General features: G+C 53.1%; 27 protein-coding genes and 1 pseudogene. 19 read left to right on the plus strand and 9 right to left on the minus strand.

Annotated elements, in window-relative coordinates; all coding sequences use genetic code 11:
• Window positions 1–348 precede the first annotated feature (348 nt).
• The 9 genes from AC5DDB_RS28750 (at window position 349) to AC5DDB_RS28790 (ending at window position 5,110) form a co-directional block, all read left to right on the plus strand.
• A complete protein-coding gene (locus AC5DDB_RS28750; RefSeq protein WP_491743217.1) occupies window positions 349–1,314 on the plus strand; it encodes a hypothetical protein in 966 nt (321 codons plus the stop codon).
• Complete coding sequence (locus AC5DDB_RS28755) at window positions 1,314–1,556, plus strand: hypothetical protein (RefSeq protein ID WP_491743218.1); 243 nt, start codon at window positions 1,314–1,316, stop codon at window positions 1,554–1,556. Before AC5DDB_RS28750 ends, AC5DDB_RS28755 begins: the two co-directional genes overlap by 1 nt.
• 88 nt (window positions 1,557–1,644) lie before the next feature.
• Complete coding sequence (locus tag AC5DDB_RS28760) at window positions 1,645–1,851, plus strand: hypothetical protein (RefSeq protein WP_491743219.1); 207 nt, start codon at window positions 1,645–1,647, stop codon at window positions 1,849–1,851.
• 70 nt (window positions 1,852–1,921) lie between these two features.
• Window positions 1,922–2,155 carry a MoaD/ThiS family protein gene (locus AC5DDB_RS28765; RefSeq protein ID WP_491743220.1) on the plus strand — a complete coding sequence of 78 codons (234 nt, stop codon included), beginning with the start codon at window positions 1,922–1,924 and terminating at the stop codon, window positions 2,153–2,155.
• 103 nt (window positions 2,156–2,258) lie between these two features.
• A complete protein-coding gene (locus AC5DDB_RS28770) occupies window positions 2,259–3,221 on the plus strand; it encodes a hypothetical protein (protein WP_491743221.1) in 963 nt (320 codons plus the stop codon).
• Window positions 3,199–3,831 carry a hypothetical protein gene (locus AC5DDB_RS28775; protein ID WP_491743222.1) on the plus strand — a complete coding sequence of 211 codons (633 nt, stop codon included), beginning with the start codon at window positions 3,199–3,201 and terminating at the stop codon, window positions 3,829–3,831. The genes AC5DDB_RS28770 and AC5DDB_RS28775 overlap by 23 nt, the downstream gene beginning before the upstream one ends.
• Window positions 3,812–4,465 (plus strand): ThiF family adenylyltransferase, encoded by a 654-nt coding sequence (locus tag AC5DDB_RS28780; RefSeq protein ID WP_491743223.1) that lies wholly within the window; start codon window positions 3,812–3,814, stop codon window positions 4,463–4,465. The genes AC5DDB_RS28775 and AC5DDB_RS28780 overlap by 20 nt, the downstream gene beginning before the upstream one ends.
• Window positions 4,466–4,523: 58 nt before the next feature.
• Window positions 4,524–4,724 carry a hypothetical protein gene (locus AC5DDB_RS28785; protein ID WP_491743224.1) on the plus strand — a complete coding sequence of 67 codons (201 nt, stop codon included), beginning with the start codon at window positions 4,524–4,526 and terminating at the stop codon, window positions 4,722–4,724.
• A 95-nt stretch (window positions 4,725–4,819) separates the two neighbouring features.
• Window positions 4,820–5,110, plus strand: a complete 291-nt coding sequence (locus tag AC5DDB_RS28790) for a hypothetical protein (RefSeq protein WP_491743225.1) — start codon at window positions 4,820–4,822, stop codon at window positions 5,108–5,110.
• 4 nt (window positions 5,111–5,114) lie between these two features.
• Here AC5DDB_RS28790 and AC5DDB_RS28795 read toward each other — a convergent pair whose 3' ends face one another.
• Window positions 5,115–5,234, minus strand: a complete 120-nt coding sequence (locus AC5DDB_RS28795) for a hypothetical protein (protein WP_491743226.1) — start codon at window positions 5,232–5,234, stop codon at window positions 5,115–5,117.
• Between the two features lie 309 nt (window positions 5,235–5,543).
• Between AC5DDB_RS28795 and yidD the strand changes: the two genes are divergently transcribed.
• Window positions 5,544–5,885 (plus strand): membrane protein insertion efficiency factor YidD, encoded by a 342-nt coding sequence (gene yidD, locus AC5DDB_RS28800; RefSeq protein WP_491743227.1) that lies wholly within the window; start codon window positions 5,544–5,546, stop codon window positions 5,883–5,885.
• A 268-nt stretch (window positions 5,886–6,153) separates the two neighbouring features.
• Window positions 6,154–6,573 carry a transposase gene (locus tag AC5DDB_RS28805; RefSeq protein WP_491743254.1) on the plus strand — a complete coding sequence of 140 codons (420 nt, stop codon included), beginning with the start codon at window positions 6,154–6,156 and terminating at the stop codon, window positions 6,571–6,573.
• Window positions 6,574–6,948: 375 nt separating this feature from the next.
• Here the strand turns inward: AC5DDB_RS28805 and AC5DDB_RS28810 are convergent, their stop codons facing one another.
• From AC5DDB_RS28810 to AC5DDB_RS28820, 3 genes are all read right to left on the minus strand, one after another.
• Window positions 6,949–8,043 carry an IS701 family transposase gene (locus tag AC5DDB_RS28810; protein WP_491743228.1) on the minus strand — a complete coding sequence of 365 codons (1,095 nt, stop codon included), beginning with the start codon at window positions 8,041–8,043 and terminating at the stop codon, window positions 6,949–6,951.
• Window positions 7,973–8,335 carry a transposase gene (locus AC5DDB_RS28815; RefSeq protein WP_491743229.1) on the minus strand — a complete coding sequence of 121 codons (363 nt, stop codon included), beginning with the start codon at window positions 8,333–8,335 and terminating at the stop codon, window positions 7,973–7,975. The genes AC5DDB_RS28810 and AC5DDB_RS28815 overlap by 71 nt, the downstream gene beginning before the upstream one ends.
• A 567-nt stretch (window positions 8,336–8,902) precedes the next feature.
• Window positions 8,903–9,283 (minus strand): Na-translocating system protein MpsC family protein, encoded by a 381-nt coding sequence (locus AC5DDB_RS28820; protein WP_491743230.1) that lies wholly within the window; start codon window positions 9,281–9,283, stop codon window positions 8,903–8,905.
• 379 nt (window positions 9,284–9,662) lie between these two features.
• Here AC5DDB_RS28820 and AC5DDB_RS28825 point away from each other — a divergent pair, with 379 nt between their 5' ends.
• The 4 genes from AC5DDB_RS28825 (at window position 9,663) to AC5DDB_RS28840 (ending at window position 13,848) form a co-directional block, all read left to right on the plus strand.
• Window positions 9,663–10,379: a hypothetical protein gene (locus AC5DDB_RS28825; RefSeq protein ID WP_491743231.1), complete on the plus strand. Its 717-nt coding sequence runs from the start codon at window positions 9,663–9,665 to the stop codon at window positions 10,377–10,379.
• Window positions 10,380–10,501: 122 nt separating this feature from the next.
• Window positions 10,502–10,882: a hypothetical protein gene (locus AC5DDB_RS28830; RefSeq protein ID WP_491743232.1), complete on the plus strand. Its 381-nt coding sequence runs from the start codon at window positions 10,502–10,504 to the stop codon at window positions 10,880–10,882.
• A gap of 100 nt (window positions 10,883–10,982) precedes the next feature.
• Entirely contained in the window at window positions 10,983–11,417 is a 435-nt protein-coding gene (locus tag AC5DDB_RS28835) for a Na-translocating system protein MpsC family protein (protein WP_491743233.1), read from the plus strand.
• A 91-nt stretch (window positions 11,418–11,508) separates the two neighbouring features.
• Entirely contained in the window at window positions 11,509–13,848 is a 2,340-nt protein-coding gene (locus AC5DDB_RS28840) for a PAS domain-containing hybrid sensor histidine kinase/response regulator (RefSeq protein ID WP_491743234.1), read from the plus strand.
• Window positions 13,849–13,875: 27 nt separating this feature from the next.
• On the opposite strand, the gene AC5DDB_RS28845 is transcribed toward AC5DDB_RS28840, so the two are convergent.
• The 5 genes and pseudogenes from AC5DDB_RS28845 to AC5DDB_RS28865 all read right to left on the minus strand — a co-directional run.
• Window positions 13,876–15,111, minus strand: coding sequence for a putative sensor domain DACNV-containing protein (locus AC5DDB_RS28845; RefSeq protein ID WP_491743235.1), 1,236 nt, complete (start codon window positions 15,109–15,111; stop codon window positions 13,876–13,878).
• A gap of 123 nt (window positions 15,112–15,234) precedes the next feature.
• Window positions 15,235–16,218 (minus strand): bestrophin family protein, encoded by a 984-nt coding sequence (locus AC5DDB_RS28850; RefSeq protein WP_491743236.1) that lies wholly within the window; start codon window positions 16,216–16,218, stop codon window positions 15,235–15,237.
• On the minus strand, window positions 16,166–16,837 hold the full coding sequence (locus AC5DDB_RS28855; protein WP_491743255.1) for a carbonic anhydrase: 672 nt from the start codon (window positions 16,835–16,837) through the stop codon (window positions 16,166–16,168). Before AC5DDB_RS28855 ends, AC5DDB_RS28850 begins: the two co-directional genes overlap by 53 nt.
• 88 nt (window positions 16,838–16,925) lie before the next feature.
• Window positions 16,926–18,023: an acyl-CoA desaturase gene (locus AC5DDB_RS28860; protein ID WP_491743237.1), complete on the minus strand. Its 1,098-nt coding sequence runs from the start codon at window positions 18,021–18,023 to the stop codon at window positions 16,926–16,928.
• Window positions 18,024–18,394: 371 nt separating this feature from the next.
• Window positions 18,395–18,622, minus strand: a pseudogene (locus AC5DDB_RS28865) (YgaP family membrane protein); the annotation flags it as partial.
• A 1,060-nt stretch (window positions 18,623–19,682) separates the two neighbouring features.
• On the opposite strand from AC5DDB_RS28865, the gene AC5DDB_RS28870 reads away from it, so the two are divergent.
• The 4 genes from AC5DDB_RS28870 to AC5DDB_RS28885 are packed head-to-tail and all read left to right on the plus strand — an operon-like array spanning window position 19,683 to window position 24,576.
• Entirely contained in the window at window positions 19,683–20,864 is a 1,182-nt protein-coding gene (locus AC5DDB_RS28870; protein WP_491743238.1) for a glycosyltransferase family 4 protein, read from the plus strand.
• Window positions 20,865–20,911: 47 nt separating this feature from the next.
• Entirely contained in the window at window positions 20,912–21,988 is a 1,077-nt protein-coding gene (locus AC5DDB_RS28875; RefSeq protein ID WP_491743239.1) for a hypothetical protein, read from the plus strand.
• Between the two features lie 45 nt (window positions 21,989–22,033).
• Window positions 22,034–23,515, plus strand: coding sequence for a glycoside hydrolase family 130 protein (locus AC5DDB_RS28880; RefSeq protein WP_491743240.1), 1,482 nt, complete (start codon window positions 22,034–22,036; stop codon window positions 23,513–23,515).
• 5 nt (window positions 23,516–23,520) lie between these two features.
• Window positions 23,521–24,576 carry a glycosyltransferase family 4 protein gene (locus tag AC5DDB_RS28885; RefSeq protein WP_491743241.1) on the plus strand — a complete coding sequence of 352 codons (1,056 nt, stop codon included), beginning with the start codon at window positions 23,521–23,523 and terminating at the stop codon, window positions 24,574–24,576.
• Window positions 24,577–24,578 lie beyond the last annotated feature (2 nt).

Here is a 24,578-nt window from a genome sequence, read left to right on the forward strand (position 1 = left end):
TGCCGATCTCGCAAACGTCCGCCGAATCGATTGAGACGCTGCGGCAATGGGCCAGTGGTCGGTGTCTCTCGGCCGATCGTCCCGGACTCTATCAGTATGCGGCTTCGAGTGATCGGAAGCGACGACAGATTCCTCGGGACCCTTCCGTCAACTAGACCGGATTACGGTTTTCGGTGTCCGTGGAAGTTGCTTAAAGGCCTTTGTTTTCCAACTTCCACGAGACAGAAGCCGCTGCAATCGAAATTAAACGGCTGTAGTGACGACATCCAATCGACCCAGTGCAGCCGGTCACGAACGTGTTTCGTGACCGGCTGTCTTTATCTCTTGACCTCAGAATGGAGCAAACGAATGACGACGGTGATTGACGAAACTTCCACCGATTTATCGGCGGAGGCGACTGAGCGGTTACGGACGACGACCGCGGCTGTTCGGTTGAGTGTGTCTTGGTTGGGAGTGCGCAAGACGCTTACGCCGGGTCAGAAAGCCGAAGCCGCCGAGTCGTTCGGAGCCGAAGGGCAGTTTCTTTCGGCCGGTAAGAAGTTGTTGGACGTCGGACATCCGGCGTTCAAAGCAGTGACGGCAGTCCGTACCAAAGCTGTCGGGTTTTGGAAAGCCGAAACGCTGCCGTTTCCCGAACCGGGTCTGCGATTGATTCGCCGAGATCGAATTGAAACTTTTGATGAGCGAATGCGGGATTGGATTCAGGAACTCGACGAAGCGGTCGAGAATCTGGATCGCCATTACGCGGAGCTCAAGCAGGCAGCGGCCGGTCGGTTGGGACGCTTGTATAACCCGGCGGACTATCCCTCATCACTTGTCGGGGCGTTTCAACTGGCTTGGGACTTCCCTTCGGTCGAGCCGCCGGATTATTTGCGACGCCTGCAACCCGAACTCTATCACCAGGAGTGTCGCCGCGTGCAAGCTCGGTTTGACGAAGCGGTGCAACTCGCTGAGCAGGCGTTCGTGGAAGAACTGCACAAGTTGACTGCTCATCTCACCGAACGTTTGGCGGGGACCGAAGATGGTACTCCGAAAGTCTTCCGCAATTCGGCAGTCGAGAAGTTGACCGAGTTCTTCGATCGCTTCAGGGATCTCAACATTGGCTCGAACGTCGAGTTGGAGCGGTTAGTCGATCAGGCCCAGCAGATCGTGCGAGGAGTTGATCCGCAAACGCTTCGGGAGAACGGTTCCTTACGCAGTCAAGTCGCACAGGAACTGACGGGCGTGCAGTCCGTCCTTGATGATTTGCTGGTCGATCGCCCACGACGCAACATCCTCCGCCGTGGCCATCAACAATCGTCGGAGGAGACGTAATGGAATTGATCGTTGATCCCGACGGCACCGTCCGCTTTGTCTATACAGAAGCAATTTCACTGACCGATCTGGGTCGGCCTACGATTCGCCGGGCTAGTCACGTCGAACCGAATGACATCGGTCAGTGGCAAGTTGATCTGAGCCCGGTCCACGGTCCGCAACTTGGTCCGTTTCCGAGACGTAGTGATGCTTTGCAAGCGGAACTCGATTGGCTGCGATCGCAGTGGCTGATCGCTGATTAAAAAGTCGCCTCGTAGCGTGCGGGGTGGTTGTGTTTTGTGACACGGCCGCCCTGCCCAGGGCGGTCATCAGACTAAAGGAGATGTGACCGTGCAACGTATTCGCAATGAAACTGATGATCCACGAGCGCTCGCCAGAGAGGTTGCGACCGCGACCGGAGAGTCCCCGAGTTGGATTTATCGACGCGGTTTCGGACTGCTCATTCCGCCAACCGTAAATGCCAATGAATCGACTGACCATGACGATTTAACTAGTGACACCCAGTTCGAAGAACGAGTGCGAGTCGACGAGACCTGAGACCCTAGCAGCTTTGATTGAATTGCTTCAATTAGACCAATTTCAACTTCAAATCGGAAAGTCTAAGACGATGAACACGATTAATATTCTCTACATCAATAATGATGGCGGCGGCTTCGCAGACACGATTGCGATCGCCGAGCAAACGAGTGTGGCGAACTTCTTCGCCGAACGTATCCCGCATGGCCAACCGGCCGATTATTTGATCCGCGTCAATCGCCAGCCAGTCACTGGCACGACGATTTTGCAAGATGGCGACCGTGTTTCGATCACTCCGACCAAGATCGAAGGAGCGCGGCTGTAGTCATTTCGCATGACTTAAAAACATTGGGAGCCGAGCCGCTGGTCGTCAGACGAGTGGCTCGGCTTGTTTTGTCTTCTATTCAACTATGAAAAGAAGGAGCCGTATGACAACTTCACAACATCGCCTCGCAATCCGCGTGACGAATCGAGTCGCCGAGTCGATGCGAAACTCGGCACCGCCACGGGCGATTTGGCCAACGGACAATTGGGACGAGTGTTCGCGACTGATCCGCCAGATCAGCCTAGCAACTAGTCGCGGATGGATACTCGCCGCCGTGAGATTATGGAGTCGCTTACCGACTGCGTTGCAAGCTCTTCAACTACGATTGGCCCAATGCGTTTCGAGCTACGAATTGGCCTCGGCAACTCCATCCTTTCGCTCAATCTACGAGGAGATCCTTGCTCTGGAAGCTGAGTTTGGTGGCTTCACCGTCGACTTTCAAGCCGAAACGCTCTCAGTTCAAACCGAGCCGATCGAGTTGGAAGACATCTTGCTTGGCGAGTTCGAAATTCGATTAAATTGGTTACGAATCGCGGAGCCATCACCGTTTCGGATCGTTGCCGTCAACGCAAACCCGGCGGCATCGAATTCCGACGTCACGCATCCGCACGTCCAAGTCGAAACACTCTGCGAAGGCGAGGGCCGAGCCGCAATTCAGGCGGCTCTCGCCAGTGGACGACTTTGCGACTTCTTCACGATCGTCGCTCAAATTCTTCGGACATATAACGCCGGCAGCGCCTACATCACGCTTGCAGAATGGGGCGGTGAAACCTGCGAGGACTGCGGGGAACTGGTTCAATCGGGCGACTTGTCTAGCTGTAATCGTTGCGACCGGCTGCTGTGCGGTGAGTGCGATGTCCGCTGCGCCGATTGCGGCAACGGCTATTGCGATGGTTGTCTGGATCGCTGCCGGGACTGTGAACAGCCGCTGTGTGCGAATTGCCAATACGAGTGCGAATCGTGTCAGGAGGCGTTCTGCGAAAGCTGTCTAGATGGATTGATTTGTGATTCCTGTCAAACCGTGTCCGAAACTGAGGTGACTCATGAGACGATCTCGAAGACGTAATACCGAACGAGTCGAACGCGCCCCGACATTACGGTTCACACCGATCGCCTGGGCGAAATTGTTGTATTGGCGAGATCGCGGCGGTACCGAAGTCGGCAGTTTCGGGATTACGACCGAGGGTGATCCGCTGCTAGTCGAGGACGTGTGTCTTGTCGGTCAAAGTTGCACCGCCGTCTCAGTGCAATTCGAAGACACTGCCGTGGCAGACTTCTTCGATGAACAAGTCGACGGCGGCTTATCCCCCGACCGCTTCGCCAGGTTGTGGTTGCATACCCACCCCGGAAACTCGCCACTGCCTAGTGAAACCGATGAAGAAACCTTCGAACGGGTCTTCGGCCGTTGCGATTGGGCGGTGATGTTCATTCTCGCCCATGGCGGTCGGACCTACACCCGGTTGAGCCATCATCGGGGCCCTCGCGTGGCCGTCACGATCGACACCTGCGTCGATTTTTCGCAGTCATTCCTCGGAAGTGACCACTCCGTTTGGGAACAAGATTACCGGCAACACGTCCGAGCCATCGATAGCTTTGCCGCCGATCTTCCATCCGTCCAAGAGTTTGATTTTCTATCCGATTTTGAGGAGATCTCCGATGACTTCGAATCGTTTTGAACGCCAAGCCGACTTGGTGCCCGAGCCCAAACTCCAAGAATTAACGTGTACCGTGATCGGTGCCGGGGCCGTCGGTCGTCAAGTGGCTTTGCAATTGGCCGCAATCGGCGTGCGACGGTTCCTGTTGATCGATTTTGACACTGTTGAAGAGAGTAACGTCACCACCCAGGGCTACCGACTGCAGACGGACGTTGGACGTTCCAAAGTCGAGGCGACCGCGCAGGCGATTCACGAGCTCGATGAAACAGTTACTGTCGAAACGATTTGTGACCGATTCCGTCCACGTTACGAGATTGGAGACGCCGTGTTTTGCTGCGTGGACAGCATCACCGCGCGGACAGCAATCTGGCGATCACTGGCCGGGCGTTGCAACTTCTGGTCGGATGCCCGAATGCTCGGCGAAGTCCTCCGGGTGTTGACCGTCACAACAACTGCCGATCGCGACCACTACACAAGCTCTTTGTTCGCAGCCCGCGAGGCACAACCCGGTCGCTGCACCTCGCGCAGCACGATTTATACCGCCAATCTATGTGCTGCATTGATGCTCCACCAATTCACCCGCTGGCTCCGCGAGTTGCCCACCGACCGAGACCTATTCTTCAACCTGCTCGCCAGCGAATTGGTCCTCGGATAGCCGGCAACGAGCCCTCTTCATTCACTAAATCTATGCTCTTCGCCTAAGGAATCTCCGCATGGGAGCCCGTCAAAAACTAAATGCCATTTACATCACGCTTGCTTTGGGGGTGGCGGTCACCGCCGGCTTGCTGACGCAGTCAAAGTTTGTGTTTTGTGTCGCTTTGGTCGTAATGATCATCGTCAGCATCGAAGCCCGCTCTATCCGCCCCACGCAGCAACGCTCCAAACGTTCCAAGCATCGACCCCGTCGCCGCTGACGTGACTGATCAAGTCCCACTAGGTCTGATCGCGCAACATCCGTCAAGCACACTAAATCGGCTGAATCCGCTGAAACGGAAAGGTCCAATATCTCATGTTGAGTCAAAATCACTTGGCAACCATTCGAGCCGCTCTGCGCTATTGGGCGGACGAAATGACTCCACAAACCACGCAAATCCAACAACCATATTTCGCAACTCAAGAACAACCCTCATTGACGACTCAAGAGGTGCAAACGCTAATCGCATTGCTTGAAGTCACAAGGCTATATTACGTCGCCTATGAAACGGCCTCAAATCAACTCGTCGACTTGGAACTCCAATCCGATGTCAACGCGGTTCACCGCTCATCGCATCAGCAAGTTGCAGTTGTCCTGCTTCCGTAGCCGCTTACAACCCGTCCATTAATTCCGCCAAAGACACGCCCAACGTTGTCGCCATCTGATCAATATTCCGTAAGGCACCGTTCTGTTCGCCACGTTCGATCCCACCGATATAGGTCCGATCCAATCCACATCAGTGGACGAACTCCTCCTGCGACCAACCCTGTGTCTTGCGGAGTTGTCTCACACGCTCGCCAAAGAGTTCCAAGATGTCTCGCGTCGTTCACATTCCAGTACCATGCCGAATTGACGACGATCAGAACACCGACTATACGTAGCATTTTGTGGCAAAGCTCTGTGCAAATGGTACCGATGACCGATCTCTCAAACCCCAAGGAGTTCCCAGTGTTTTCTCGAATCAGGCGATTCATGCACTCCATCCGCACGTCCCGACGAAAACGCTTTCTCGCATTGCTTATGTTGCCAATCATGGTCATTGCCGCCCGCCCAGCCGCGATGCTGGCGATCTCGGGTTTACCAAGAATTCATATTGCCTTACGAAGGGTTTCGCTGTGCGCATGGCGTCTATCACGGAGGACTGTCTTGCTCGGAATACGGCAAGTCTGTGATTGCCCAGCATGTTGTCTTGACCGGTTTGATTATGCTGCAGGGCCGATTCGGCGAATGCGGAGAAGCCGCCGCGGCGTTACGAGCCGAACGTGCGCGAGCGGGTGACGCCGATTCCTGCGGTGAAAGCAAACATGATCAAGGCAAACGCGAAGGTAAGGAGACCAAAGAATACTGCCTCGGCTGCCTCGAGGGCTGCTGCTCGGGATAAGTCGTCGATTGATCATATCAGTTGACACCTGCCTCCTGGATATTTGGTCGTCCTTCAGCCCTGCCGCCGATCGGCGGCCGGGCACTTCCTTTCTTTTAGCCGATATAAGGGTTCGGAACATCACTTAGGGCATTCTTCACAGATCTTCTGAGAGGCCAGCTTCTCCGTGGTTCATTGAATTGTGCTCGGGAATCGGGACAAGATGAATTGCAATGGGAATTGGTCTGGCAAGGTATGAGCGGGCATTTCATTTGGGGGTTGGTCGCTAATAGGCGATCTCAGTCGAATCCGCCTTGGGGATCATGCCGCGGCTCATCTCGGGGTCGTGCACCGAACGCGGCAATCCGGCTCGACGTGTTTCCATGGTCGGATCACGAAAGCCGGGAATCCGCAATCGCGGTGGCTGCGGACTCAAGCGTGCCAACAAGTCTCACGGTATCCCGGTCCGTTCGGTGCATTTTTTCCGACGACTATTGAAGCGGAGACCACGGCAAGTGGCCATCATGGCTTTGGCTCGCAAGCTGAGCGAAAATCGCCTTCGACCACGTCGACACGAGAGTCTCCCAGCTTGCGATCCGCAGCGCGAGCTGGATTGACAGCCGTGTACGCTCAGATCGGCTTGCCTCCGGTGACGGCACTCAAGGCTTTGTCAAACGGAGAACGGCGCATGCTGGACGGCAAACGCTGAGTGACTACGTCTATGATCTCGATCAGCCGGCCCAGGCCAAGGACCCGCCTTGCACTCCGCAACCCAAGTCAAGAAGCACAGATTCACGTCAGTCGAAGACTAACAGACGCCCATTCCAAAAACACTAAATACCAAAGAATAGGGGCCAGCCTTCGGGCTGGCCCCGCCGTCCTTTACTTTAACTATCTGGCGTCTCCCGAAAACGTCCCTGGCATCGACGGGGGCTCTAACCCCGCTCCCCCGGAATTTGCATCACTCCCGTGTCCGAGGAGGCGGCAGATATAAAGTTGGGGAGCCAATCGAATTGCTCCCCAGCCGATGGGTCTCGGCGCACCGCCGATCCCATTGTTGCTCCTTAGCTCGACATTTGCCAATTCAGGCGGCCATAGTCAGGCGTTTGAGTAGGTAATCTCTGAAGTCGTGCGGGAGTTTCTTGACAGCCCCGACATATTGGGGTTGCTCAAAAACCCATTCGTTCCAGATGAGTCTGCGGACTTCCGAGAGAGCGGTGCTAAAGATTGGTTGGGTCTTCTCATACCATGGCCAACTCGGAATGGTGACCGAATGTGTTGTTTGATGTTGATGATAGATCAGACTCACTAAACTATAGATCAGACTCACTAAACTATAGATCAGACTCACTAAACTATAGAGACTCATGAGCCACGGTTCGACACGCTCGACGGCGAGTCGGTTAAACCGTCGCGGAGAGCCGAGTCCTAGTCTGGCCTTGCATTCCCAGAACGTGACTTCAATCGCCCACCGGGACACATAGGATCCTACGATGGCCGAACCCGACCAACTCGGATCGCTACTATAGAAGTATTCGGGTCGATGCGTGCCTTCCATGTCTTCGACATACACGAAGGAAACCGGCACGAGACCAAAACTGGGTTTGTACCAGTGGCCTTGCCCTCGAACGAGTTTCACCTGACGCTCGCCACCACCATACCAAGCCACTTGCGTTTTGCGACCGCGTTTAGTTTGGGCCAATTCTTCGGGTTTGGGTTGCCGCTCGCCTTTGACGCGGGGCCGACCGGTTCCGAAATACTCGGGTCGCGGGTCATACAAATTCGCGTTGCCGTAGAAGCGTCCTACGAACGTCAATTGAGTGCGATAGGCATGAGCGAATCGCGTCATCTCGTGTGTGGAGTACTGTCCATCGCCAGTCAAAACAAAGCGCCGCTCAGGAAACCACCCCAGCATTCGCCTGGTGAGAATGCGTGCCAATTCGCCCGTGGTGCGGTGCTTGCGACCGAGACGCCGCATGACTTCCGGCGGAGTATACAGCACACACAGCACCGGCAACGCCCACGGCCGATTGGTCCAGGGAAAACGGACTGTCACTGCCAGCACCACCCACTTGTGTCCCCAAATCCACTTGGTCAGACTGTGAGAACTACGGACTGCATCGCGATGCTTGGCCTTGCCCCAGACGTTGCGACCGGGATGTTCGGTTGGTCGTGTCATCGACGACGAGTCCGACCAGTTCATCCAGCGGTGCCAACTCGATGACGATGTTGGCTAATATTCGACCGACGGACCACGTCGACCAAGCGGGCCTGGAAAACAAGCGATAGTAGGTGCTTAAATGGCCCGTCAATAAACCCGAGGCCACCATCAAGGTGGCCGTCAGAGTGTGATGTCCAATAGTGATGATGGTTGCTAGAGTCACTGCTAGCATTCGGCGGACCGTCGGCTGGGTGAACGCAGGCGAGAATCGTACCATCAAATCCTCAGCCACCTGGGGACCTAGATCCATTGCGGACTCCGTTCAGAGAAGGTCAAGTCGTGACAACTTAACCTTCTCCCGGAGTCCGCATTCTTTCAATAAAACCCCATCCGAAATTGGCAAATGTCGAGTTTAGAGTAATCTCAAGTTCGCAATCGGCTGGGAAAGTAGTGCTACAGTCGTTATGACACTTGGGAGTATCAACACTCTTCTATGGTCGTCAATCAAGCGACGCGAGAAGTGGAAACATCTCGAGCGGTGCAAATAAGGCTTCGGACGACTTGAAGCTGAGAGGACGACCGATGGCAAATTTGCCTGAACAGAATGCCCGAGCCACGGGCTTTCAGAATCGCTTGTCCGAGACAAAGTCAGACGGAATCATTTGACTTCGAAGAGTCAATACGCGCCGTTCCATGCGACGCATTGGCTCACGTTACCTGAGGAGTGCTCCGACGTGGAATTTGGTCAATAGTTCCGCAACGACTTTGCCGACCAATGGACCAATGTTATTTCCCGGTTACCGACGAATGGAGACATGAAAGGGAATTGGCGTTCAATCTCAAAGGCTGAGCATGACCCGAAGCAGACGACAGTCGCTTACCGCTTCTTGGTCTCGCGGACAATGGGCGATTTGGTCAGCGTAAAAACGATAACCTCTTCGCCGGTGGCAGTACTGATGTCGTGATGCAGACTGACGACGCGCACGCTGGTTGATTCCAAAATCATTGCTTCCAGAAGTGGCCGTGCCGTTTCGACCAATTGAGTCCGAACTTGCTTGAGCAGATCTCGGCCTTTTTCGGGTGGCAGCGACTCGACGAGGTGTTGTTCCGCGGCTGTCAACACACCTTGGAGTCGAACCACAAGAAAATCATCGATCAGATAAGCATGGATATGTTGCGGGCCACGGCCCATATATTCTTGCTCGAAACGAGTGATCCCTTCACAAACGGCCGCTTCAAGTTCTCCTTGGGTTTTCATAACGACCTCTGGCGGTACTCGAAGGTGTTGGTGGACCGGATCCAATGACAAAGATGATTTTTGCATCGTCCGGCGTCTACATTTGACCAAATTATAATTACTTCTGGGAATAAAGCGAGTTCGCCTCTTGTGTTCCTAGATGCGGCTGATACGATGGAACTGCGAGGCAATGGCTTAGATTTTAAAAGCCTTTCCCTTACGGATGACTTAATAAAGCGTAGCCCGATGTGTATCGGGAGGCGTGTTATACAGTAAGCCGACGCGGTGAAACACTCAAAGGTGTTCTACCGCGTCGGCTTTTTTTGTTGTTTCTGTCGGCTAGCACCTTATCGCGGATTCTCCGCAAGCTTGCTTCCGACTTCACTTGAAGGATGGTGTTATGATGGATCGATTGATTAGACATTGCGGTCGTGTACTAGCGATCGGGAGTTTGATGACCTTGAGTACGGTCGTTGCACAGGATCTAGATTCTCAAGTGAAACCAGGAAATCCGGGTTTCTCATCGGCCACACCTGCTGCATCGGAGAAAGCTGAGCTTCCGAGTTGTCTTAGAGATTTGGATCTCTCCCCAACTCAACAAACTCAAATTCAGAAGGTGCTGCGAGATGCCGATGCGGAAATCACTTCCGTATGGCAGCAGTTTGGCGATCGATACATGGTCGCCATCCGAACGGAAGCTCAATTATTATGCGCGATTGAGGACAATCTAACCGACGCCCAACGCATGCGAGTGCATCAACAACGCCACCGAGTGGCTCAGCGTGAAAAGTCGGTTGCGGGGACACGAGTTCGTCCGAACAAAGCCGCAACTAAAACCGAGAGTGCGGTCGAAGAACAGATCGCTATTGCTGGCGTGTCGCTGACCTCGGAGCAGGAGGCCGCCGCCGAAGCTTGCCAAGAAAAGTATCGAAGCAGTCTACGTTCCTTGAATCGTGACATCGACGGCCTACATACGCGTTTGCTTTCCTTGGAAGCTGACAAGTTCGTAGATATCGAGAAGATTCTCACAGAGGAACAGTTGCAGAAGCTGAGAAAAGTTCGTCAAAACGCGCATCCCTCCACGAGCGAAAAACTTTCCTCCCGTTCTAAAGACTAAGTACGCAGAGAATTTCTTGGTGTTTTCCTGTGTTGTCCAGCGCGGTGTCCTTTGTGATGCCTCGCTGGATGGCCGGGTTCTCTTTCTCGGTCCTCCTAAGAATCTACTCAGAAGTGCTTATTATGAAACTAAATGTTCGACGTTCCGTTATCAATCGGAGCGTTGTTATAGCCGCTGCGTTAATCACAACGGGACTGTCCGTCCCGCACTATCTCTCCGCCCAGACAATACGGTTTGGTTTACAAAATCGCAATGACTACAGCCTCTTCGGACAGGGCCGCTACGGGGCGAACAGCCAGTATGGGCAAGGCAACGTTAGACATTACGGATATGGCACTACCACACGCGGATACGGACACGACTATCACAACCACTATGGTCGCCACTCCGGAGGCTACTATGGCTACCGGAACTCACCTTATGTTCGCACATACGGCGGAACGAGTTACTACCAACCGTATACATACAATCGTGGACTTTACTTCGGATTTGGAAACCACTAGTCGCCAGCAGAACCTCGACGCTCAGGTTGATTCCATTGAATCAACGGAGCTAATTGGGGTCTTCTAGTCAATCGTTGCACGTTCGCCGAAAGTCATAGCTATGAACTTACCGAATCCGAATCCATCGTCATTGACGATGGCAGAACAAGTTGCGAGAGTTGTGCGTGACTTTCAACAACAGCGAACCGGCCATGCTCCCAAATCGGTGACTGTCGTACTTAGTGAAGGGACATTGGTCATCACGTTGCATCAAGCTCTCACACCGGCTGAGAGAGACGTCTCTCGGACGGCTGAGGGTGCCGCTAAGGTGCGTGAGTTTCATCGGGAACTTTTCCAAAATTCCACTGGTCCGTTGAAGGCCGCGATCGAACGCATTACCGGAGTGGCCGTACACGAAGCGGCTGCGGAAGTCGAACCGGAAACCGGTGCGGTCATGCATATCTTTACGACTGGGACAATGGTCCAAGTGTTTCAGCTAGCCGGCGACTTGTCCGCGGAAACTTGGAACGAACCTGGCAGCAATCGTCACGAATAATTGCGGGATGTCAGACAATTCTCGCTAATCGCCACCACGGTTGAATTGGTGTGTACACAGAAAAACGCCACGGATTAGAGCGGAGAGCGGGATGACAGATCCTCACTGGCGTGAACCGGGCCATCCCGACTATGCGTTTCACCCCAAATCGAAATGGTGGCGGGTAGCTTTCGCCAGCATTGGCGATGCCGTGATTTGCACGGACACCAAGGGGCGGGTTACGTTCTTGAACCCCGTCGCCGAATCCTTGACCGGCTGGCTGCTCGAAGAAGCGGTGGGTCAGACGCTCAACAACGTATGCCGCATTATCAATGAACACAATCGACAGCCGGTCGAGAGTCCGACCGTGCGGGCCTTGCGGGAAGGCGTTATGGTCGGATTGGCGAACCACAGCCTCCTTATCAGCAATGATGGCACGGAACGGCCCATTAACGACAGTGCCGCTCCGATCCGCAATGAAAAGGGGGAACTCGCCGGGGTCGTGCTTGTCTTTCGAGACATCAGCGAACGCCGCGAGGCCGAACAGGACTTGCAAAAAGCTCTCGACTACGTCGACGACATCATTGCTACATTGCGAGAGCCGTTCGTAGTGTTGGACTCTGCACTGCGGGTTAAATCCGCCAATTGCTCCTTCTACGAGTCGTTTCACATCGCCCAGGAGGAAACGGAAAACCAGCATATCAGCGAGTTGGGCAACGGCCAGTGGAACATTCCCTCCTTGCGGACGATGCTGGATGAAGTCTTGTCGAAACGTAATCCCATCCGAGATTACGAAGTGGAATACGACTTCCCGGCCATCGGGCGAAGGTCCATGCTGCTGAACGCTCGCCCCTTCCCGCAAGAGGCGGCGAACCCCGAATTGATCTTGCTTGCGATTGGCGACATCACCGAACGCAAGCAGACGGAAGCCAAGTTCAAGAAATCAGAGGCCCGCTATCGACGGCTCTTTGAAACGGCTAAAGACGGAATTCTTATTCTTGACGCCGACACCGGACAGATCATTGATGCCAACCCATTCATGTCGGACTTGCTGGGCTACCCACACGCTCATTTCTTGGACAAGCAACTCTGGGAAATCGGAGTGTTTAGTGACAAATCGGCGAACGAAGCCGCTGTACGAGAACTGCAACATGATGACTACGTTCGGTATGACCACTTGCCTCTGCAAACCAGCGAGGGGCGAGACGTAGCTGTCGAGTTTATCTGCAACACTTATGAAGGCGATGGAGAGCGGAGGGTCGCTCAGTGCAACATTCGTGACATCACCAAACGAAGCCGTTTAGAGCAGCAGGTGAAAGATCATTCAGCGGCCTTGGCCGATCTGCACCGTCGCAAGGACGAGTTCTTAGCAATGTTGTCCCACGAACTCCGCAACCCGCTTGCCCCGCTCTCCAACGCAGTCCACCTTCTCCGTCTCACAAACGCCGACGCTTCCATCCTGCCAGCGACAACGCAAATCATCGAACATCAAGTCGGCCAAATGTCCCGTCTGGTGGATGACCTGCTGGAAGTTTCTCGCATCACTACCGGCAGGCTTCGACTTCGCCAAGAGCGGGTTGTGGTGAGCGGCATCGTTGAACGTGCAGTGAATACAACTCGTTCGCTGATCGAAGAATGCCAGCATGAACTGACCGTAACGATACCCTCGGAACCGATCTGGCTTGATGCCGATGCCACCCGATTGGAGCAGGTCATCGTGAACCTGCTCAACAATGCCGCTAAATATAGCACGGAACATAGTCATATTTGGCTGACGGTTGAGCAAGATGCCGATGAGTGCGTGTTGCGGGTGCGGGATACCGGCGAAGGCATTGACCCAGAACTCATGCCTCGCATTTTCGACCTATTCTCACAGGCGGAACGCTCGCTCGACCGCTCGCAAGGCGGATTGGGAATTGGGCTGGCTTTGGTCCATGGTCTCGTCGAGATGCACGGAGGCCGGGTGGAGGTTCATAGCACCTTGGGGCAAGGGAGTGAGTTTGTCGTCCGATTGCCGGTCATGGGTGTTGCGGGGGAGTTGCCATCGGAAACACCAGAACTTATCGAGCCAAGCGGACACTCGTTGCGGGTTTTGATCGTGGACGACAACGTGGGTGCGGCCGAGATGCTCTCGATGTTGGTGAAGGCCGTAGGGTATGACGTTCAGGCCGCTCATGATGGCCCGACCGCATTGCAAACGGTCCTCGACTACCAACCACATGTGGTGCTGTTGGACATTGGGTTGCCGAAGTTGAACGGTTACGAAGTGGCCCAACGGATACGGAATGAGCCTCTTGTGTCCAATGTTGTGCTGGTTGCCCTAACGGGGTATGGTCGAGAGGAGGATCGGCTGCATTCACTGGAAGCAGGTTTCGACCATCACTTGGTCAAGCCCGGTGATTTTAAGGACGTGCAGACAATTCTGGCCGCTGCCTCAGAGAAGGCGATTTGACGCAGACTGGCGGTTCCTATTTGCAGGCTAATCCAATATCCCGTCCCAGAAATGTAGGCTTCCTTGGACACTTTTGACCGCTTTGACACTGCCATCTTGGGAAACAATGAACCCGACTGCCTCTTCGCATTGCTGACACACCGAAAAGACTGACTGATGGCGAAGCCCCCACTCTTCGCATGGATATTCGATGTCAGTGAGTGCATCGAGAACTGTCGTACCGGGTGGCAGTAGGACCGGAAAGCGAACGCCGAATCCCTCAATTCGCAGTTTTCCGTCGAGCAGAACGGCCCCGTCGATAGCAGCCAACAGACTGACTCGACTGACTCCACGGATCAGACTTTGACTTGATTGCCTGACTGCGGCTTCAGCCCGAACCCTATTCACTTCACTGGAAGGATCGGTCGGAGCGTTCGAGGCAGCTTGCAAACTCCTTAACGCCCGGCAGTGGTTCAAAATGTCGTCTGTCAGTGCCGCATGTCCAACAACGGTATAAGTACGGTAGGCAACCGTTTCACTAAGTGGGGAGGCTGAAATGACGACGCTGCCACCGTGCCGCTCTGACCGAATGCGTTCCAGAATGCTCGCAATCGCCATCATATAGGTGTCCAGAAGTTGCTCCCACTCGACCTTGAGCGTACTGGCGAGGCCTTTACCAGCATTCGGTTCTTGCAGACCGTTAACCAACGTCTTGAAGAATGTTCCCAACGGCTCGTCCATCTGACGTAGCGGATGTTTGTGCGGAGCGATAATTTTCCCATCTCGCAGACGCACGACTTCTTTTTCGCCACGGGCCACACTCAATGCTCCCGGTGCTTCAATCGTGATGGTAAGGCAATCTTGAGGCAGGTCTTCTTCTCTAACCGGCGTGCCCAAAATGCTGTCCACCGTCTCCCCTAGCCACGCATGACCATGCTCGAATAATCCCCAAATCTTCAGCGTCCCGTCGAAGTGATGACACCCGATCAATGTGCGGTGGAGTTCCGTAACCGGAGCCAGCCGGACCAATTCACTGGAGGTCAGAATTGCCGGATGCTCAAATCGCAGCAAAGATCGATTGGCGAGAGCGTCTGTTGAGACATACGCCAAGATACAGCGGGTCGCACGAAGTTCCGCCGTGCGGAGCGACGCGTGGTAGCATGTCTCCAATATCCGCAGCAAGGTCAGATCGTCGGGCAATGCGGAACTTGTGGGGGAGTGTGGTGGCCCCCAATGGGCGTGGAGTTCTTCAAGCAACTGTGCGGGAAAGGCGTACTTGGCCATGACTCATTATTTCATCCTTGTTGTGCATTTGTGGTATCACTTTCTCTCTGTGTGATACGACCAGTTAGTAGTGTTTGTGCGTGACCGTCTGTGATGGATGTCCCGCACTACAAATCCCCTTCTTCATGGTGCCTTAGTCTGCTTGAGTCGTAAGATGGCGAATAGGTTCCGCTCAATGTTTGCCGAGATGTCATCAAGCGGCAAATGACTCAGGTTGCTCGCCAAGAACGGATTTTCAAGTTCTACACCAATCTGATCGAGTGTTAGGAGCGGATAAGCAACGAGCATTGTGATGAGTGGTATAAACCACATCACTTCCATCAGGTGAACTAAAGCCAATGGCAACATCAAAAGGAACAGGAGGATAAACCGCCTGATCGTGATGGAGTATATCCGTGGTAAGGGAGTTACCGAGATTCGTTCGCAAGCCCCGATATAGTCGATTAACAAAGCTCGTTCTCGGTCAATTTGGATGAAGGCAAATCCGTCCATGCCGAATCGTTCCTTGGCATCGCCGAGCAATTCGCTCAGTTGCCACGCCACGAAATTCGGCATGTGGTCCACTGTTTGTAGCTGTGCTGCATCTTCCGAGCCGACTAAGTTTTCCACTTCTAACGAAGATTTTTCGCCCCTGAGGCTATGGCGGGCCACATGCGGAAACGCCGCAGTCCACCTTACCATGCACTCTCTCCATTTCGAGTCGTGTGGCCCATAAGCCATTGCACTGATGACGAGGTTGCGTGATTGATTAACGATACCTCCCCAGAGTGTGCGAGCTTCCCACCAGCGGTCATATCCTGCGTTCAAGCGAATGACGAGGAGAATCCCCAATACGGCTCCGGCGAATCCGAATGGGCTGATTTCAAGAGTAAAGGAAACGTCGAACAAGCGTTGCATGAGCCAAGCGACACAACAGACAATGCTGGCAAGAAAGCCAAACGAAATGATGGACGGCAGGACGTGAATCGTGATAGACCCCTGAAGAGCTATCGCCTCCCGCCAGAATCCCTTGCGGGTTTGGTAACTTCTCATTGGGGTCTGTCCTGAAGTCGCCCTAGATAATCTGATTGGGCCTTCGCCGTAAACTGCTTTCAATTTTTGGAACATGATGTTCAGCCAGTTTTACGAACTGTCCGCTCTCCACGTCATAGGCAAACACTTCGCCCTTTTCGATGATATAGACCCAGCCGTGAAGGTGAAGATCGCCTCGCACAAGACGAGAACCGACTGCCGGAAGCGTCCGCAGGCTCTCAAGCTGGACCAAAACATTTTCTTCGATAGCTGCAGTTAGCAGAGCTTCCCCATCAAGGTGGCTATAATTGTCCTGAATGATACGGCGGGTCATCTCTGCATGAGCAAGCCAAGACGACACATCGGGAAGTGACGCTACCAATTCCGGTTGAAGTAACCCTTGCATCGCTCCGCAATGAGAATGGCCGCAAATAATAATGTCCTTAACGCCGAGGACACTGACGGCATACTCAATTGTGGCCGCTTCTCCACCGATTCCCGCACCATGTGGTGGGACAATGTTTCCGGCGTTGCGAAGGATGAAAAGATCACCGGGTTGGGCATTGGTCAGCAAGGTGGGATCAATGCGAGAATCGGCGCAAGTGATAAACAAAGTGTCGGGATGCTGCCCTTCCGCCAATCGCTCGAACAACTTTTGCAATGGCAGAAAACTCTCTCTTTGGAATTGATGAATGCCGTCAATCAGTTTTTGCATGACCACCTTTTTCTTGAGCACGAAGCTGTCCGTCACGATACACACGAACGTAGGCACCGCCTATCAAAGCCACAGAATTGGCCTATTTTCACCGTCTCACCATGCCCCTCAAACCAGTTCGGCGAGCCTTTTCCTGGGCTTCGGCCGTGGGCAACTTGAGGTTCCAAGCGAGGCCCAGCACGTTCATCGAACGAATGACCCAATAGCTCACGTCGATCTGCCACCACCGCAGACCGTGCCGGGCCGATGTTGGAAAGGCGTGGTGAGTATTATGCCAGCCTTCGCCGAACGCCAAAGCACCAAATAGAAAGTTGTTCCGGCTCTCGTCGCTGGTCTTGTAAGGACGAAGGCCCCAGAGATGACAGGCTGAATTGACGCTCCATGTGACATGGTGGACGAGGAAAATGCGGACGAGTCCGCCCCAGATGAATCCGGTCATAACGCCTCTCCAACTTTGGGTGATGAGTCCCCCAAGGAGTGCCGGAAGGGCTAGACCAAGGGCGACCCACAGCGGAAAGAGCTTACTTGCCACCGATAACGTCCAACTATTCGAAAGGTCTTTGATGTAGTGGTTGAGGCCGGGTGGATCGGGGTCGAAAAGCCAGCCGATGTGGGCGTGCCAAAACCCAGAGAGAAGGCCACGAATACCTCTGCCCCCGTGCTGAGGAGAATGCGGATCAGTAGCCGTATCAGCGTGCTGATGGTGACTTCGGTGTCTAGCAACCCAACGAAACAACGATCCTTGCACAGCCATCGAACCAAGGACTACCCAGACAAACCTAACCCATATATAGGTTTCAAATGATCGGTGGACGAACAGTCGATGGAAGCCGACTGTGATTCCGAGAACAGTGAGAAAGTACATGCCGAGAAGGAGGCCGAGGTCGGCCCAATAAAAGCCCCATCTCCAAACAAGGAAAGGAGTGGCAATCACACCGACTAGTGGGATAACGATGGCGAGAATCATCGTTACCTGCTCAGCTAGCGAATGCTCACGAGGGCGGAGTTCGGCAGGTGGGTCAGCGGCGGGTAGTTCTGGATTAGCGAGGGGTGTTTCGGGACGTTCGAGCATGATAACCTCCTTTCCTCGGCCCGTGGGCGTCCTTTCTGAAGGAAGGAGTTGCGGCACCGACACCAGTATGTGCAAGTTTGATACCAGAGTGTGAGGCTTTCCGTGTCTGACCATGCTTCAAGCGATTACGATGTCTGCTTTGCCTGGTGCTTCAGAACGCAACTACCCACGAAGTCCAGAGTTCCGTCTCAAAGTCAAAGCCGAGCTTTTTCGATTGCATCTTCGTTTCTGAAGCAGGAAGGCTCTGAGGATTTCAACAACCTGATCAGTGGTATGTCAGCTTGGAAGACGACGGACCAGCCTACAACGAACGATCCTTTATGAGAATGTCACAAGCATTTTCAAAACCCAACGCCGATCATTCCTCGGTCTCAGTCCCGGATAGTCAGAGATGTTCGATTGTCGTCATGCCACGCAGGGGGCCAGTCCATCGTCAGTGATGGGGCGGCATTAAGGACGAACCCTGGGAGCCGTAATTTGGTGCAACAGGACGTTGATTCTTTGTCACACTGATTCCACGGCATTCGGGCCAGAATCATTCCCATCCCGCAGGTCTCGGTGATCCCAGAGAAAAGCAGCCCGGCCCCGACAAAAGCCGACAGCCCAATAAATGCTGAATGAATGAAAGAGAGTCCCGCACCCAGAAGTACCAGCGAACCCGCTGCGATACGAACTTGACGCTCCAATGAGATGGCCTTCTTGCCTCGGACAAGTTTCGATCATCACGTCGTCAAACCTTCCGAACCGGTAACTCTGCAACAACTCCTGGCGAATTTTCAACCAAGAAGTAGGCAATAAACCGACGCAAAAAGTTTCTGCTTAATCGGTCCGTTCATCCTCCGAAGCAGAATGCGGCAAGCAGCCGATTCGACGGATTGATTCGATCTGCCAAGGCATTTTTGGAATTTGTTCTGAAATCATCAGTTAGACAGAATTAAAGTCAGTTCGGCACTTGTGCTCTTTAACTTCGCCGGTAAGATAAAAGACACTAAGGAAAAATCTTGGCAACAAAACAAGTCTTTTCCTTCCGGATGACTTGATAAAACGCAGCCCGATTAGCTTCGGGAAGCGAGTTACTCAGTAAGCCGACGCGGTAGATCACCCATAGGTGTTCTACCGCGTCGGCTTTTTTTTGGCCCGGTCGAAGGGTGTCTATCTGCAGATTATCCGCAGGAGTACCTCCGGCTTAATTTGAAGAATGGTGAAACGATGGATCGGCTGAAAAGACATGCTTTGAATCGCTTGGTCTTCGGAAATCCCCCGTAAATGATCGATCTCATCTCACTTATCCCTAGAGAGGCAAGCTATGAGTCATATGTTGATTGATAGCAATCACATTGAACGAAACCTCACGGATGTGATCGTTCGTGACCTCAAGGATCTCTTGACAGGCATGCATCTTCTCGCGATCGCATGCGTGCGACAGTTAGCCGATCAACATCCTTTGCAAGAAATGATTGAGCAGATTCGTTCAGCCTGTGGCGAAGCAGGAATACTGACTGAAAGCTTATCCTCGTCCGGCAATTCGGCCACAATGGAACATTGCGAATTTCTGAGTTTATCGATGGTCAATAGTTAGCGGTTCGAGTCATCAGCAATTGGAAAGCCGATTCAGACATACTCTTCCCCAGACAAATTTGTCAAAGACCTTTTCCGCTGACGACTTAGATCAAGTCATTCGAACTGCGAAGGCCGAGCCTTCTACACCTAACGTTTGATGCAATTGGCATTAAATTTTCAAACGAAAACGTGATCAAGCTAGAACTGTAAAGCATGCATAAAGCCCGACCGCTATTCGTTGCGACCTATCCGCCTGAAGAATGTGGCTTGGCCACGTTCACGAAAGATTCAGCAGACGCCGTGGATTTGGCAGCAAAGGAATCTGTGTCGTCGGTCGCAGCGATCCGCAAAACCCGTGGGGTTGCTAGCGAGGATCCGCGCGTCATTCACATCATTGAGAATAGTAACCCGAAGGCGTATCGCTTGGCAGCGAGATTCGCCAATGAGAGTTCCTGTAACGTGGTGAGTCTACAACACGAATTTGGCCTGTACCCCGGGGAATGGGGCTATCAAATTTTGGATTTCGTGCGACTATGTCGGAAGCCAATTGTGACCACATTTCATACATTGCTGACTGAGCCGGAAATGTTGCCGAGACTACTGGTTCAAAACCTAGCGGTCCATAGTCAGCATGTCCTTGTCATGACTCAGATTGCTGCTCGGCTTCTAGCCGACGTGTATGATGTTTCAGGATCCTACATACATGTTATTCCACATGGTGTACCTGCAGTTCCCTTTGATCGTGACCCGAGCTACAAAAAGCGGCAAGGATTACAAGACAAACATGTTATTTGCACATTTGGACTAATCAACCGGGGCAAAGGGTTGGAACATATGATACGTGCTATGCCCGAGATAGTCGCCGCGTGCCCCAATGCGATCTATTGGATCGTCGGCGCCACACATCCGCTGGTGAAGCGGCAGGAAGGGGAAGTCTATCGCGAAGAACTCGTCGAACTGGCTCGATCGCTAGATGTTGCGGGAAACGTACGTTTCGTCAACCAATATTTGAGCCTCGCGGAACTGCTAGCGCACCTTCAGGCGTGCGACGTTTTTGTCACTCCGTATCCTGGAAAAGATCAGATCGCTAGCGGCACGATGGCCTATGCTTTAGCTGCCGTAGGAGCCGTAGTGAGTACACCGTATCTCTATGCCAAGGAGGTGCTGGCAGATGGACGCGGTTTGCTTGTCCCATTTGCTGACAGCAGCGCAATGGCTACAGCTACGCTGCGACTATTAAAGGATACCAACCTGTTAGCAGAAACTCGAGAGCGAGCTTACACATATGCCAAGCCCATGTTCTGGGCGAACGTTGGCCAGCAGTATCTTGACATCTTCGAACGAGCTGTGACTGAGAATTCGCAGGTACTACCTCGGCCTACGTGTGCGAGCTAAGCGGCAATGCAAGCATTATTGGGTAGCTTCTTTTCATGGATGACCTCATGAGTGTTCAAACCAGTTTGCCTTTGGATCATTTGGATCGCCTGACCGACTCGACAGGGCTGATTCAACATGCCATTTACAGCGTTCCGCGTCGCGAGAGCGGTTATACGACGGACGACAACGCCCGCGCGCTCCGTCTTTGTGTTCGGCTCTGGAACGAGCATCCGAACCAACGCATGCTCTCGCGAGTGTCATGCTATATGAGTTTCCTGGAGCATGCGCGACGTCCGGTCCGTGGGTTCCACAACTTCCTGAGCTATCAGCGGGATTGGTTGGATGCCGCTGGAACCGGTGATTGCCAAGGCCAAGCCGTTCTTGCTCTAGCGGAAGTACTCGCCAGCCGTCTGCCAACAGGTTATCGGGCCTTGGCTCGTGAATTGCTCCAAATGGTTCTCCCAACCTTAGCTAATCTTCGAAGCCTGCGGGCACAAGCTTATGTCATACAAGCCTGGACGATTCTTTGGCGGGCGGATATTGAGGGCATGAATAGGTTCGAGAATATCGCCCGACTTGCTGCAGACCGACTTGTCGAGTGCTATCGGCGCTCTCAGCATTCGGACTGGCTCTGGTTCGAGTCGCGAATGACTTATGCAAACGCCGTGTTACCGCACGCAATGTTTGACGCGGCCGAAGTTTGGCCCAATGAAATGTTCCTTTCGGTTGCCGATTCTTCATTTGATTTTCTCAGTCTCATGACAACGGCAGACGATGTCTTCTGGCCCATTGGCAACCAGGAATGGTATTCGCATGGCGAAGAAAAATCCCTCTACGACCAGCAACCCGTCGAGGCGTCGACGATGGCAGCAGCGGCGTTGGCGGCGTATCAACTTCTGCAAGACGAAAGATATTTCAACGCATTCATGAATTCTTATCAATGGTTTCTCGGACAAAATAGCCGACAGCAAAGTTTGGTAGACTTTGACTGCGGCAGCTGTTTTGACGGTCTCCAGTCTTCCGGTCTCAATAGAAACCAGGGTGCAGAATCGACACTCGCTTATCTTTGGACCCAACTGCTTTGGAGTAATTATCAATCAGCACCGACGAATCGTGTCGAGTCAGTCGTCAAAACCTTGTAGTCATTCGAACAGGCCCCCTTTTAGGATGGGACTTCAAGTCCTGCCATGAACACCAAGACGATTCCGCTTCACCGAACCAATATTGTCCTCAAGCCTGACCAATCTCGTGTCTTATTGCGGCCTTTTACTCCCGGAGATTCGCACCGTGTTGGCCGAATCATTACTCGTATTCTCGCGCTTCCGGAAGAACAGGTTGGCCCGCTTCTTGAAGAGGTCTCTGCTGAGTTCGCCCAACGACACAAGCAAATTCGGGACATGTTTCTGCGGCGCTTCGAGCAAGTTCGCGGAGAGCATGTGCCGCATGACAACCTCTCCGAAGAACGAAAGCTTTTAATTGGCTCTTACTTCCTCGCGGAGTATTCGCTCGAGTCGGCAGCATTATTTAATCCCTCCATCGTCGCGCATCCCGATCAGACCGGTTTGCCCCGTGGCGCACTGCGTTTTGTTCTTAGCCTGCGAGCGACTGGCGAAGGCCATATTTCGTCAATCACGTTTCGGGTCGGCACTATTGACGCTAATCAGCGAATCGAAGTTGAAGAATCGGCGGGATTTCTGAAAGAGCCGCGCCAAGTCCCAAATTCGTCGTACGAGATGGGACTGTTCACACGGAAGCTTAGTGAATTGAAGTTGATGAGCGAATTCACGAACCGGGTTATGGATCGACTGGGCAGCTCGTTCTCGATGCAGGAATTGCGGAGCGGCATTGACAGCGAGATGGACAAAGAGCGCCATGCGGACGGGGTTTTGGAAGAAGATCGACGCACGGCCAAAGGGATTTGGATGTTGGCCCAATCGAATTACGAGGTTCACTTCCACCCCGAGCAGGCGTTTTCTGAAAGAATTCTGTTTCCAGCAACGCCTTCCCAAAGCAACGGCATCGAGGACGCGAGATTCGTGCAGTTCCATGACGAAGACGGAAATGTAATCTATTACGCAACATTCACAGCGTTTGACGGTCGGGTCATCATGCCCGAACTTGTGGAGACTAAAGACTTCCTCCACTTTCGTTTTATTACGCTGAACGGACCAGCTGCACGAAACAAGGGGATGGCCCTGTTTCCGAGAAAAATCAATGGTCGCTATGCGATGCTCTCCCGCCAGGACAACGAGAGCATTCATCTGATGTACTCTGACAATATCCACTTTTGGAACGAGCACAGAGTGCTGCTAAAGCCGGCCTTTTCGTGGGAATTGGTCCAATTGGGCAATTGCGGCTCGCCAATCGAAACCGAGTTTGGCTGGTTGGTGCTTAGTCATGGTGTAGGAGCGTTACGCAAATATTGCATCGGCGCGTTTTTGCTTGATCTCAAGGATCCTAGCCGCGTTATAGGCCGTTTGCGCGAACCTCTACTACAGCCAGATGAAAATGAACGCGCAGGATATGTACCGAATGTGGTTTATACGTGCGGCGCTCTCGTACATGGAAGCGAACTCATCATTCCCTATGGACTCGCCGACCACGCCACCGGCTTTGCTATCGTCCGGCTAAGTCACGTCCTCGCTGCCATGCATTCCGAAGAAAGCTAAATACTGTGGCAAAGGCAAAGAACAGAATTGCCATCCTTTCGCCGGTTGCGTGGCGTACGCCTCCACGTCAGTACGGTGCTTGGGAAACCGTTGCCAGCAACATCACAGAAGGCCTAGTCGCCCGGGGTTGGGAAGTGACGCTGTTTGCTAGTGGAGACTCTGTCACCAATGCTCACCTGCATGCCGTCGTGGATCAAGGATACGAAGAGGACGCAACAACCGACCCCAAGGTGTCAGAATACTTACACATCTCTGAGGTCTTTGAGCACGCCGACGAATTTGACCTCATTCACAGTCACTATGATTTTATGGCATTGACATATACAAGATTAGTCGAAACGCCGGTTTTAACGACGATTCATGGATTCTCCTCTCCTCAAATCTTGGCGGTATATCAGAAGTACAGTGATGGATACTTCGTGTCCATCAGCAACTCCGATCGGGCACCAGGACTAAACTATCTGGGCACGGTCTATAACGGAATCGATCTTTCGTTGTATCCAATACAAGAGTCGCCTGGAGAAGAGTTGATTTTCCTGGGACGGATCCACCCGGACAAGGGTGTGCATCTAGCGATAGACGTTGCTCAACTGAGTGGATTGCCTTTGCGGATCGCAGGCATTATTCAGGACGTCGATTATTTCCGCGAGCAAGTAGAACCTCACCTTGATGGCCAACAGATTCGTTACATCGGACCGGTCGACGTCATAGGCAAAAACGAATTGTTTGCCCACGCCCGGGCATTATTGCACTTAAACACGATCCCTGAACGATTTGGACTCGTGCTCGCCGAAGCAAATGCCGCGGGTGTCCCTGTGATCGCCATGGATCTTGGCTCCTGTCGCGAAGTCATTCAGGACGGGGAGACCGGGTTTCTCGTCAACAATGCGAATGAAGCAGTAGACGCTCTCCAAAATTTACCAAATATTAGTCGAACTGCTTGTCGCGAACGTGTCCAACAACACTTCTCCATCGACACAATGGTCGAAGCGTACGAGCGAATCTATGCACAGATTCTTAGTCGTCAATCGTCGATCACTAACAGCTGGATCGAATGGTGAGT

The organism is Thalassoroseus sp. (assembly GCF_984380535.1).